Origin of the sequence: Campylobacter coli (genome assembly GCA_039516895.1) — a bacterium.
Classification (GTDB): Bacteria; Campylobacterota; Campylobacteria; order Campylobacterales; family Campylobacteraceae; genus Campylobacter_D; species Campylobacter_D coli_B.
In genome coordinates this window covers 1,102,756-1,115,941 of record CP154437.1, presented here as the reverse complement: position 1 = coordinate 1,115,941, position 13,186 = coordinate 1,102,756, and the positions used below count along the sequence as shown (strand labels likewise).

At 34.9% G+C, this 13,186-nt stretch carries 5 protein-coding genes, 2 tRNA genes and 3 rRNA genes; 9 read left to right on the top strand and 1 reads right to left on the bottom strand.

From position 1 onward, the window contains the following. Nucleotides 1–340 precede the first annotated feature (340 nt). From AAID94_05615 to AAID94_05590, 6 genes are all read left to right on the top strand, one after another. Nucleotides 341–1,853: ribosomal RNA gene (locus tag AAID94_05615) — 16S ribosomal RNA — on the top strand. A gap of 100 nt (nucleotides 1,854–1,953) precedes the next feature. Then, nucleotides 1,954–2,029, top strand: a tRNA-Ala gene (locus AAID94_05610). Between the two features lie 7 nt (nucleotides 2,030–2,036). Then, nucleotides 2,037–2,113 (top strand) — tRNA-Ile (locus tag AAID94_05605). A 617-nt stretch (nucleotides 2,114–2,730) separates the two neighbouring features. Next, nucleotides 2,731–5,638 (top strand): 23S ribosomal RNA (locus AAID94_05600). 325 nt (nucleotides 5,639–5,963) lie between these two features. Continuing rightward, a 5S ribosomal RNA gene (gene rrf / locus AAID94_05595) occupies nucleotides 5,964–6,080 on the top strand. Together the 16S, 23S and 5S rRNA genes with 2 tRNA genes alongside form the textbook arrangement of a ribosomal RNA operon. A gap of 1,601 nt (nucleotides 6,081–7,681) precedes the next feature. Then, a complete protein-coding gene (locus AAID94_05590; protein ID XAK23319.1) occupies nucleotides 7,682–8,131 on the top strand; it encodes a hypothetical protein in 450 nt (149 codons plus the stop codon). Nucleotides 8,132–8,439: 308 nt separating this feature from the next. On the opposite strand, the gene AAID94_05585 is transcribed toward AAID94_05590, so the two are convergent. Beyond that, the gene (locus AAID94_05585) at nucleotides 8,440–9,141 is read right to left on the bottom strand and encodes an energy transducer TonB (protein XAK23318.1); all 702 of its coding nucleotides are present in this window, start codon (nucleotides 9,139–9,141) and stop codon (nucleotides 8,440–8,442) included. 317 nt (nucleotides 9,142–9,458) lie between these two features. On the opposite strand from AAID94_05585, the gene cfrA reads away from it, so the two are divergent. The 3 genes from cfrA to grpE all read left to right on the top strand — a co-directional run bounded on the left by cfrA (nucleotide 9,459) and on the right by grpE (nucleotide 13,175). Next, on the top strand, nucleotides 9,459–11,549 hold the full coding sequence (gene cfrA, locus AAID94_05580; protein ID XAK23317.1) for a TonB-dependent ferric enterobactin receptor CfrA: 2,091 nt from the start codon (nucleotides 9,459–9,461) through the stop codon (nucleotides 11,547–11,549). A gap of 307 nt (nucleotides 11,550–11,856) precedes the next feature. After that, the gene (locus AAID94_05575; GenBank protein XAK23316.1) at nucleotides 11,857–12,651 is read left to right on the top strand and encodes an HrcA family transcriptional regulator; all 795 of its coding nucleotides are present in this window, start codon (nucleotides 11,857–11,859) and stop codon (nucleotides 12,649–12,651) included. Next, nucleotides 12,648–13,175, top strand: a complete 528-nt coding sequence (gene grpE, locus AAID94_05570; protein ID XAK23315.1) for a nucleotide exchange factor GrpE — start codon at nucleotides 12,648–12,650, stop codon at nucleotides 13,173–13,175. Before AAID94_05575 ends, grpE begins: the two co-directional genes overlap by 4 nt. Nucleotides 13,176–13,186: the final 11 nt, after the last annotated feature.

The window sequence follows — 13,186 nt, the reverse complement described above, 5'->3', positions numbered from 1 at the left end:
TTATAAAGCTAAATGAAGATTTTGTAAACCCTTGTTTCTAGTTTTAAATTAATTTTAATCCTAGTCAAATCAATTCAAGTTTATAAAACTTTATTATTACTAAACTTTATTTATAAACAATAAATGATTTTTTGTTTTTGTTCTTTAAAATTAATATTGTTATTTCAAATCTTATTAGTCAATCTTTGAAATCTAAATAAGTGATCGATTGAGCCAGAAAAGATTTAGGCATAAGCAATTATGTAAAATCTATTCAATCTAAATATTTAAAGATTAAAAGTTTTTATTTTTAATCTTCATTACTTTTTCTTTGAAGAAAAAGATTAAACTATCTATAATTTTTATGGAGAGTTTGATCCTGGCTCAGAGTGAACGCTGGCGGCGTGCCTAATACATGCAAGTCGAACGATGAAGCTTCTAGCTTGCTAGAAGTGGATTAGTGGCGCACGGGTGAGTAAGGTATAGTTAATCTGCCCTACACAAGAGGACAACAGTTGGAAACGACTGCTAATACTCTATACTCCTACTTAACACAAGTTGAGTAGGGAAAGTTTTTCGGTGTAGGATGAGACTATATAGTATCAGCTAGTTGGTGAGGTAATGGCTCACCAAGGCTATGACGCTTAACTGGTCTGAGAGGATGATCAGTCACACTGGAACTGAGACACGGTCCAGACTCCTACGGGAGGCAGCAGTAGGGAATATTGCGCAATGGGGGAAACCCTGACGCAGCAACGCCGCGTGGAGGATGACACTTTTCGGAGCGTAAACTCCTTTTCTTAGGGAAGAATTCTGACGGTACCTAAGGAATAAGCACCGGCTAACTCCGTGCCAGCAGCCGCGGTAATACGGAGGGTGCAAGCGTTACTCGGAATCACTGGGCGTAAAGGGCGCGTAGGCGGATTATCAAGTCTCTTGTGAAATCTAATGGCTTAACCATTAAACTGCTTGGGAAACTGATAGTCTAGAGTGAGGGAGAGGCAGATGGAATTGGTGGTGTAGGGGTAAAATCCGTAGATATCACCAAGAATACCCATTGCGAAGGCGATCTGCTGGAACTCAACTGACGCTAAGGCGCGAAAGCGTGGGGAGCAAACAGGATTAGATACCCTGGTAGTCCACGCCCTAAACGATGTACACTAGTTGTTGGGGTGCTAGTCATCTCAGTAATGCAGCTAACGCATTAAGTGTACCGCCTGGGGAGTACGGTCGCAAGATTAAAACTCAAAGGAATAGACGGGGACCCGCACAAGCGGTGGAGCATGTGGTTTAATTCGAAGATACGCGAAGAACCTTACCTGGGCTTGATATCCTAAGAACCTTATAGAGATATGAGGGTGCTAGCTTGCTAGAACTTAGAGACAGGTGCTGCACGGCTGTCGTCAGCTCGTGTCGTGAGATGTTGGGTTAAGTCCCGCAACGAGCGCAACCCACGTATTTAGTTGCTAACGGTTCGGCCGAGCACTCTAAATAGACTGCCTTCGTAAGGAGGAGGAAGGTGTGGACGACGTCAAGTCATCATGGCCCTTATGCCCAGGGCGACACACGTGCTACAATGGCATATACAATGAGACGCAATACCGCGAGGTGGAGCAAATCTATAAAATATGTCCCAGTTCGGATTGTTCTCTGCAACTCGAGAGCATGAAGCCGGAATCGCTAGTAATCGTAGATCAGCCATGCTACGGTGAATACGTTCCCGGGTCTTGTACTCACCGCCCGTCACACCATGGGAGTTGATTTCACTCGAAGCCGGAATACTAAACTAGTTACCGTCCACAGTGGAATCAGCGACTGGGGTGAAGTCGTAACAAGGTAACCGTAGGAGAACCTGCGGTTGGATCACCTCCTTTCTAGAGTACAAAGTAATAAGTCTCACAACTATTACTTCATTATAAACTCAATTGATTCTTGTTTAGATTTCAAAGATTGATGATAAAGCTAATTGTTTATGGGGAATTAGCTCAGCTGGGAGAGCGCCTGCTTTGCACGCAGGAGGTCAGCGGTTCGATCCCGCTATTCTCCACCATTATTAAGGGCCTATAGCTCAGCTGGTTAGAGTGCACCCCTGATAAGGGTGAGGTCACAAGTTCAAGTCTTGTTAGGCCCACCATAGAAATATCAATCTTAAAAGATAAAAACAAGATTTGAAATCAAGTTTTAAAATCTAAAGCAAGTATATATTTTATAAATATACTTTGATATATCATATACTTCCTTTAGGTTTTAAACCTAAATGTTCTTTATAATTATCATTGTTAAGAGTCACAAGCAAGTTTTAATAAAAACAATTTTACAGGACTTGTTAAAGGATAAAACCCAATTATCTTTTCTTTGGTTTTACTTATATCTTTTAACTATCTTTATTTTTTATAATAAAGAGAATATTAGATCTAAAGTTTATAAATTAAAGATAAGTTTCAAACTCACGACTTGGTTTAAATATTAATTGAATTTTAGTATTTATATTAAGTGTTTGAATGCTTTCCGTCTTAAGATAATGAAGTCTTATCATAAAAACTTTAACAAGGAAGTGATGCGTTTTAGAATCAATAAAAAAGGTAGAAGTTAGATTATATCTAACTTTTATGCATATTCTTAGCAGAAGAAGCAAGAAAGACTACTAGTCTTTAACTTACTTTATCAGCCTAATATCTTTTAGGTTGGCGGGGTAGGCCTTTAGCTTGCTTCTTAGTCAAGGCTTTGCCTTGACGCTAAAGAAGGTAAAAAAGGTAAGCTACTAAGAGCGAATGGTGGATGCCTTGACTGGTAAAGGCGATGAAGGACGTACTAGACTGCGATAAGCTACGGGGAGCTGTCAAGAAGCTTTGATCCGTAGATTTCCGAATGGGGCAACCCAATGTATAGAGATATACATTACCTATATAGGAGCGAACGAGGGGAATTGAAACATCTTAGTACCCTCAGGAAAAGAAATCAATAGAGATTGCGTCAGTAGCGGCGAGCGAAAGCGCAAGAGGGCAAACCCAGTGCTTGCACTGGGGGTTGTAGGACTGCAATGTGCAAGAGGTGAGTTTAGCAGAACATTCTGGAAAGTATAGCCATAGAGGGTGATAGTCCCGTATGCGAAAAACAAACCTTAGCTAGCAGTATCCTGAGTAGGGCGGGACACGAGAAATCCTGTCTGAAGCTGGGTCGACCACGATCCAACCCTAAATACTAATACCAGATCGATAGTGCACAAGTACCGTGAGGGAAAGGTGAAAAGAACTGAGGTGATCAGAGTGAAATAGAACCTGAAACCATTTGCTTACAATCATTCAGAGCACTATGTAGCAATACAGTGTGATGGACTGCCTTTTGCATAATGAGCCTGCGAGTTGTGGTGTCTGGCAAGGTTAAGCAAACGCGAAGCCGTAGCGAAAGCGAGTCTGAATAGGGCGCTTAGTCAGATGCTGCAGACCCGAAACGAAGTGATCTATCCATGAGCAAGTTGAAGCTAGTGTAAGAACTAGTGGAGGACTGAACCCATAGGCGTTGAAAAGCCCCGGGATGACTTGTGGATAGGGGTGAAAGGCCAATCAAACTTCGTGATAGCTGGTTCTCTCCGAAATATATTTAGGTATAGCGTTGTGTCGTAATATAAGGGGGTAGAGCACTGAATGGGCTAGGGCATACACCAATGTACCAAACCCTATCAAACTCCGAATACCTTATATGTAATCACAGCAGTCAGGCGGCGAGTGATAAAATCCGTCGTCAAGAGGGAAACAACCCAGACTACCAGCTAAGGTCCCTAAATCTTACTTAAGTGGAAAACGATGTGAAGTTACTTAAACAACCAGGAGGTTGGCTTAGAAGCAGCCATCCTTTAAAGAAAGCGTAATAGCTCACTGGTCTAGTGATTTTGCGCGGAAAATATAACGGGGCTAAAGTAAGTACCGAAGCTGTAGACTTGACTTTGTCAAGTGGTAGGAGAGCGTTCTATTTGCGTCGAAGGTATACCGGTAAGGAGTGCTGGAGCGAATAGAAGTGAGCATGCAGGCATGAGTAGCGATAATTAATGTGAGAATCATTAACGCCGTAAACCCAAGGTTTCCTACGCGATGCTCGTCATCGTAGGGTTAGTCGGGTCCTAAGTCGAGTCCGAAAGGGGTAGACGATGGCAAATTGGTTAATATTCCAATACCAACATTAGTGTGCGATGGAAGGACGCTTAGGGCTAAGGGGGCTAGCGGATGGAAGTGCTAGTCTAAGGTCGTAGGTGCTTATACAGGCAAATCCGTATAAGAATACACCGAGAACTGAAAGGCTTTTTGAAGTCTTCGGATGGATAGAAGAACCCCTGATGCCGTCGAGCCAAGAAAAGTTTCTAAGTTTAGCTAATGTTGCCCGTACCGTAAACCGACACAGGTGGGTGGGATGAGTATTCTAAGGCGCGTGGAAGAACTCTCTTTAAGGAACTCTGCAAAATAGCACCGTATCTTCGGTATAAGGTGTGGTTCGCTTCGTATTAGGATTTACTCCGAAAGCGAAGAAACTTACAACAAAGAGTCCCTCCCGACTGTTTACCAAAAACACAGCACTCTGCTAACTCGTAAGAGGATGTATAGGGTGTGACGCCTGCCCGGTGCTCGAAGGTTAATTGATGGGGTTAGCATTAGCGAAGCTCTTGATCGAAGCCCGAGTAAACGGCGGCCGTAACTATAACGGTCCTAAGGTAGCGAAATTCCTTGTCGGTTAAATACCGACCTGCATGAATGGCGTAACGAGATGGGAGCTGTCTCAAAGAGGGATCCAGTGAAATTGTAGTGGAGGTGAAAATTCCTCCTACCCGCGGCAAGACGGAAAGACCCCGTGGACCTTTACTACAGCTTGACACTGCTATTTGGATAAGAATGTGCAGGATAGGTGGGAGGCTTTGAGTATATGACGCCAGTTGTATATGAGCCATTGTTGAGATACCACTCTTTCTTATTTGGGTAGCTAACCAGCTTGAGTTATCCTCAAGTGGGACAATGTCTGGTGGGTAGTTTGACTGGGGCGGTCGCCTCCCAAATAATAACGGAGGCTTACAAAGGTTGGCTCAGAACGGTTGGAAATCGTTCGTAGAGTATAAAGGTATAAGCCAGCTTAACTGCAAGACATACAAGTCAAGCAGAGACGAAAGTCGGTCTTAGTGATCCGGTGGTTCTGTGTGGAAGGGCCATCGCTCAAAGGATAAAAGGTACCCCGGGGATAACAGGCTGATCTCCCCCAAGAGCTCACATCGACGGGGAGGTTTGGCACCTCGATGTCGGCTCATCGCATCCTGGGGCTGGAGCAGGTCCCAAGGGTATGGCTGTTCGCCATTTAAAGCGGTACGCGAGCTGGGTTCAGAACGTCGTGAGACAGTTCGGTCCCTATCTGCCGTGGGCGTAAGAAGATTGAAGAGATTTGACCCTAGTACGAGAGGACCGGGTTGAACAAACCACTGGTGTAGCTGTTGTTCTGCCAAGAGCATCGCAGCGTAGCTAAGTTTGGAAAGGATAAACGCTGAAAGCATCTAAGCGTGAAGCCAACTCTAAGATGAATCTTCTCTAAGCTCTCTAGAAGACTACTAGTTTGATAGGCTGGGTGTGTAATGGATGAAAGTCCTTTAGCTGACCAGTACTAATAGAGCGTTTGGCTTATCTTTAATAAAGCATCACTTCCTTGTTAAGGTTTTTAGTAAAGCTTTGAATAACAATAATCATTCAAAGTGATATGGAAATCTTGCAAGTAGGGTTTATATTAGAACTTGCTCTTAACATTGTTTTTTAAGTATTCTAAAATAAAAGCTTATCAAAGAGAATAAAGATTTTATTCATTGATAAGATGAAAGATAAGATTTAAAAAATAAAAGAATATAAAGCAAAAGAAATAAAAAAGAATAGAAGAAAAGCAAAAAAATAAAAAAATAGAATAAAAAATAAAAGCTTTATTCTTAAGTTAAATCTTTCAAAGAATATTTAAATAACAATGTCCGTGATTATACAGATGTGGAAACGCCTTGCTCCATCCCGAACCAAGAAGCTAAGCACATCGTGGGTGATGATACTACGCCTTACTGGCAGGGGGAAAGTAGCTCATTGCGGACTTGTTAATTCTTCTTTACTTACTTTATATATAAATCATATGTTTGTTTTTATTGTTGTTTTAGATGGGATTTAGAATAATTATCTTTATGTTTATTGAATCTGTTTTTGTATTAATTGTTCTTTTTTATTATGTTTATTGAAACTGTTTTAATATATTGAATTTGTTTTTATATGTTGATTGTTCTTTATTATGCTTGGTTAGTTTGGTTCAATATGTTGAATTTGTTTTTATATGTATTAATCATTCTTTTTATGCTGAGTTATGGTTATGCTTAGTTATAGTTAGGTTGCTTAGAGTTGTTCACTTTAATCTGTTTTTAGTTTAATTGTTGTCTTTGTGTTTGGTTTATAATTTCATTGTATGGTTTTTTGGGTGGTGTTAAGATATTGATTTACTAGGCTGGTAAATTTGTTTAGGTTATATTTTTATTGTTTGAATACACTTGCTTTAGTTGGTGGGTTGATTGATTGTGAGCTTAGTTGGTTGAGTTGGGCTGATGGTTTAATCATTTTTAATCTGTTTTTAGTTTAATTGTTAAATTTGGTGTTTGCTTGTATATTTTTATCTATTAAATTTATTTTTTATATGCTAATTAAATATGTTTTTGTATTAATTGTTCTTTTTATTTATTGAATCTGTTTTTTAGTTTAATGGTTGTCTTTGTGTTTGGTTTATAATTTCATTGTATGGTTTTTTGGGTGGTGTTAAGATATTGATTTACTAGGCTGGTAAATTTGTTTGGGTTTTTTTATTGTTTGAATACACTTGCTTTATTTGGTGGGTTGATTGGTTGTGAGCTTGGTTGGTTAAGTTGGGCTGATGGTTTAATCATTTTTAATCTGTTTTTGGTTTAATTGTTAAATTTGGTGTTTGCTTGTATATTTTTATCTATTAAATTTATTTTTTGTATGCTAATTAAATATGTTTTTGTATTAATTGTTCTTTTTATTTATTGAATCTGTTTTTTAGTTTAATGGTTTAAGATATTCTTTTATGGGGTTGATGGGGTTGTTTGTGCTAATAATGATTTAATTTAGTTTGTATTTGTTAATGGGTTAGAGTTAATCATTTATTGTTTAGGTTCTTTTATTGGATTGACTGAATTAAACTTGGATTGTTTTAGTTATTATGGTTGTATTTAGGTTCATGGGTTTAATTTACTTGTTTAGATGGATTGAAGTAGTTTATTCCAATGGCTCTAATTTATTTAATCCCTTTAGAATGCTTTGTGTAATACTTTTACTTATCTATGCTTATATTAATTATTGGGTTATTTGATTTAAATGGGTTAATTGATTTAGCTTATTTATTTGATTTAATTAGTTTAATTAGTTTTAGTTAAACACTTTATCAGTCCTTGCTTTAATCAGTTTATTTGAATTTAGTGTGTTTGGTTGATCGATTGCTTCGTTTATGTTTTATGGTGTTAATTATTAGCTTATTTAATCTTTTAAAATATTTAGCTAAGAGGCATAGTATTTTGAATGTAGATTTTAATTTTATTTTTTAAGTTGTGGGTTTGTAGGAATTAATATATGACTAGATATAGTGGAATAAATATTGCTTGTAAACATTTGTAAAATTTACTTAAGGATGTAAAATGTTTCGTGTTGATCAAAAAGGATTAGTTAATTTAAATTTAAAACACAAGAATGAAATTCAAGCTACGCAATCTAATCAAAAACAAACATTTTCCTTTGAGCTGGATTTAGGCGCTAAAGAAAAATCTAGTTTATATGATAGACCTTTAAAAGAATTATTTCAAGAAGCAAAAGAAGCTTCGCAAAATGCTTTAAAAGAATACAGAGAGGAAATACATTACAATAAAAAAACTCAAAGATATGAAAGTAGTTTTGTAGAAAGCAATGAAAAATATAAAGAAAAGATAAAAGAAAAAATAGAAGAACAAATTAAAGAAAATATTCAAAATAATATACAAAGTAAAATTTCTCACACAAATATTCATTTAAACCCTAAACAATTAATTGCTCAAGCACAATTTGAAGAAAAGCAAAAAGCTGCGCTTAAATCATCAGATCTTTTTATATGATTAGCTAAAGAGGAATTAATAAAAAATTTTAGTATTGTTTAATAAAGGAGTATTGATAAAAGTTTCATTTGTAAGTATTGTAACTTTTTGACTAGCCATATGAAAAAAAGTTGCAAAGTATGAGTAGTAATTTAAATATAAAATAATTAAAAATAGAACTTTTACTTTCTAATTAAAATTTCATATGCAGTGGTTGCATTGTAGAATCATTTTATTTTAATAAAATTTTAAAATAAAAGATATCAAGAAAGAATAACCTTGTATTTTTATACTCAAAGATTATGAAAAGAAAAGAAATATTTTTTATCCTAGCTTAATTTATAAACCAAGGGTATTTTTATATGGAAAGTTTTTTCATATTGTGGAAATTTTTTAGAAGCTACGCGTATGGTTTCTAAGGCACTTTTATTTAGGAAATCATATTTTGAAGGTTTAAGTATCTTTAAATTTTCTAATTTCTTTTCTTTTGTCCAAGTAAATTCTACAAGAACTTCCCCGCTCATACGCATTTTTCTAGCTTGTCTAGGGTAGATTAAGGCTTCATCAATTGCTGATTTTATTTCTTTTAAAAGCTCGCTATTGCTAGTTAAAGATACACTTTGATAAGAGTTGGTTTGTGGGGCTTGTTGCTGCGTGATTGGTTGTTGTGAGCTTGTATCTTTTTTGGGTTGACTTATTGCCTTTGCATTTGTTGGAGGGATTATTTTTTTAGGTTTAATGATGGGTTTTTCTTTTCTTGGTTTTGTTTTTTTGATTATTTCTTGCACAGGTTCTTTAGGTAGTATATTGGAAGGTTCTTGTATGGTTTGTGTTGGCTGTGTCGGTTTTATATCGGAGGAATTTTGTACAAAATGTTTTATTGCCATATTAAATTTATTTTCTTTAATAACGTCATTAGGCTGTATGTGTAAAAAATTTTTAGAATAAAGAAAAACAAAAAATAAAGGTGTAAAAACAAATAAAGTAATAAGAGAAGATTGGTTTTTATGATTACTTATAAACATTCTCATCTTTTTTCTCCGTTATGATTTTAATTTTTATTTTTTAGTTTAAATATCTCTAATTTCATTGTAAATTGTTTAAAAAATAAATTTTTAACAAAAATTATAGAGAAAAATAGCAATAAAACACTCAAAAATACATTCAGTATAAGTATTTTATTTTTCTATTTATTTCTTTAAAAAACTTATTTTTCAAGAATTATAGCAAGAAAAAATAAATTTTTAATTAATACTAATTATCACAATTGATACAAAATTTATCTTAAATTAATAATTATTATCATAATATTTTGATTTTTAAATCAATATTTAACAAAAGGAGAAAAATGAAGAAATTATGTCTATCAGTTTGTGCTATTGGCCTCTTAGCTTCCAATGCTATATCACAAAATGTAGAGCTAGACAGTTCGATCGTTAGTGCTTCAGGGTTTGCTCAAGATATTAAAGAAGCTCCTGCTACTATCAATGTTATCAGCAAAAAAGAATTACAAAGTAAGCCTTATAGAGATGTCGCAGAAGCTATTGCAGATATCCCGGGTGTTGATTTATATGCTAGCAAGGGAAAAACAGGTTCTTATAATATTACTATGAGGGGTATTACTGGATATACTTTGGTTTTGATTGATGGACGCCGCCAGGGTATTGGTGGAGAGGTTGGTCCTAATGGTTTTAATGAAATTTCAAATTCTTTCTTACCGCCAATTTCTAGCATAGAAAGAATAGAAGTTATAAAAGGTCCTATGAGTACTTTATATGGCTCCGAAGCTTTAGGCGGGGTGGTAAATATCATTACTAAAAAAGTGAGTGATAAATGGGAAACTTCTGTAAGTTTGGATGCTCTTTTAAATGAAAATAAAGATTGGGGCAATACTTATGGGACAGGTATTTATTCTAGTGGTCCTTTAATGAATGATAAATTAGGTCTAACACTTCGTTTTAGAGAATTTTATAGACAGCAATCTAATGTTGAATTTACAAATGGAAGTGGGCAAAGAGTTCAAGGGGATCAAGCTCAAAGTCCTACAAAGGCAAATAATTTTAACATAGGAACAAGAGTTAGTTATTTGGCTAATGATTACAATACTTTTATATTTGATATAGATTTTTCAAGAAATCATTACGACAACAAACAAGGTCAATTAGGAACCATCACAAGACCAGGTAGTGCACAAGGTAGCTTAACGGGTGGTTATGCAGATATTATGGAAGTTGATAAATTTGTGACTTATTTAAGCCATGAAGGTGTTTATGAAAACTTTTCTATCACTTCTGGTTTGCAATATAATAGAGTGAGCAATGATGGCCGCGAAGTCGTAGGGCAAGCTACACAGCCGTTTTTGGGAGAAAATAGAGATATAGTCGCAGAAGATATTATCTTAGATACAAAATCTGTCATTCCTTTAGGACAAAGTCATATTTTGAGTGCAGGTGGTGAGTATAGACTTGAAAAAATGCAAGATAAAATAGCTAGTCCTACTAATTTTGATCAGTATTTATTGGCAATTTTTGCAGAGGATGAGTATAGTATAAAAGATGATTTAAGACTTACTTTTGGAGCAAGATATAATCATCATGAAATTTTTGGAAACAATGTTTCGCCAAGAGCTTATGTGGTTTATAATCCTACCAATGAGCTTACTTTCAAAGGCGGTGTATCTACAGGCTTTAGAACCCCTTATGCAAATCGTTTGATAAATGGGACTTATAATTATAATGGTCAAGGTAGATTTCCTATATATGGAAATCCTGATTTAAAAGAAGAGACATCTTTAAACTATGAAATAGCAGCTATTTATAATAATGATTTATTTTATGTTTCAGCAACAGGTTTTTTAACGAATTTTAAAGATAAAATTTCAAGTCAAAGTTATAACAATGGCACTATGATTCCAGGTATTGGCGCTTGTGATGCTGATAGATGTTCTAGAGCAATCAATCATGGCAAGGTTGAATACAAAGGTGTAGAACTTGGAGCAGGGATAAGCCCTCTTGATAATTTAAATGTAAATTTTGCTTATACTTATCTTGATACTGAAGTTAAAGAAGCGCAAGATAGAAGTGTGATAGGTAAACCTGAACAAGATAGTTTAAAACACAATATCATGTTAAAAACCGAATACAGCTTCTATAATAAATTCACTCCTTGGATAAAAGGCGAGTGGCAAATAGATCGCTATATGGGTGATACTAATATCAATAGAGAATATTACAAGGATATCTTTTTAGCTTCTATGGGTGTGCGTTATGATATCAATAAACAATGGAGTATCAATGCGGCTATTTATAATCTTTTTGACAAAAGCTTTACAAATGGCTGGGAATCTTATGCAAATGGGAGTGATAACACTTGGGTAAATACTTATAACCGCATAGAAGAAGGAAGAAGAATGTATATTTCTATCAATGGTAGCTTTTAAGCTTTGATAGAAGAGCCAAAGAGCTTGCAAAGGCTTCTTTGGTTTTTTTGTTTTTAACACCTTATACTTAAAAAATCCATCATCAAGCCCATTTAAAATTCATTCTTTGTTTTCATCTTTAATCACCTTGTTTTTTTAATCATGAAATATATCTTATCCTTGTAAAAAAGTAACTAATAAAACTTTAGTCATATAGACTAAATAAAATTAAGTATATTTTTTTATATTTATACTTGACAAAATAACACTCAATGTTGTATAATATATCTAGCAATCAAAAAATAGAGTGCTAGTTTTGAAGGAAAATATGATGAAAAGTCGAGATAAAAAGAATTTGATTTTAGAGTCTATTATCCAAACTTATCTTTTGGATAATGCACCTATTGGTTCTAATGAATTAAATTCAAATCTTTGCATACCCGCTTCAACTATACGCGTTTATCTTAAAAGACTTAGCGATGAGGGTTTGATCACTCAGCTTCACATAAGCGGTGGCAGAATTCCTACTATTTTAACGATGCAAAATTATTGGCAAAATTTTTGGGAAAAAGAGCAAGATAAAAACATTCATATCAAAAATGAAAGCTTTTTAAAGGAACTAAGCAAGGAATTTGAAATTTATTGTCTTGTTTATGGAGGTAGAAGTTTGGTACTTAAAGAAGTGTTAGATCTTAACGCTAAGTTTATAGTGCTTGATTTTAAAGATGAAGAACTGGTTTTAAAATACGAAAAAGAAGCGTGGAATTTTCTACAAAGTCTTATAGGACTTGATCTTTCTAGTATAGAAAAAATAGCCTTTAAAGTTCATTTTGTAGAGCTTGCAGAAAAGATAGCAAGTCTAAGACAAAATCTGATTTGTTATAGAAGTAATGAAGAAAGAGCTTACCAAATTTATCAAAACGATGAATTTGTTAAGCTCTTGGATTGTCAAATCCATCGTCATTTTAAGGAAAGTCTTGAATTTGAACCCTTGTTTAAAGAGGGTTTTATGGGGATTAAGGTGGATGCGCAGTTTTTGGGCGAGGATGTAAATATTATCCTAGCGGGTAGTGTTTATACGGATTATAAAAAAATATTACAATACATAAAGGAGGCAGCATGAGCGAACAAAAGCAAGAATTTGAAAACGAAAATGCGCAAAATTCTGAAAATTTGCAGGATGATTTGCAAGATAGCGAAGAAAGTGAAACAAATGAATTACAAAAAGAATTAGATGAATTAAAAGATAAATATATGCGTGCAAACGCTGAATTTGAAAATATCAAAAAAAGAATGGAAAAAGAAAAGCTAAGTGCTATGGCTTATGCAAATGAAAGCTTTGCTAAAGATTTGCTTGATGTTTTAGATGCTTTAGAAGCTGCTGTTAATGTAGAATGCCAAGATGAGATTAGCTTGAAAATCAAAGAAGGAGTACAAAACACTTTAGATTTATTTCTTAAAAAACTTGAAAAACATGGAGTGGCTCTTATCAAAGATGAAAAAGAGTTTGATCCTAATTTACATGAAGCGATGTTTCATGTAGATAGTGAAAATCATCAAAGTGGTGAAGTGGTTCAAGTGCTTCAAAAAGGTTATAAAATAGCCGATCGCGTGATCCGCCCAACCAAAGTTAGTGTAGCAAAATAAATTTTAATAAA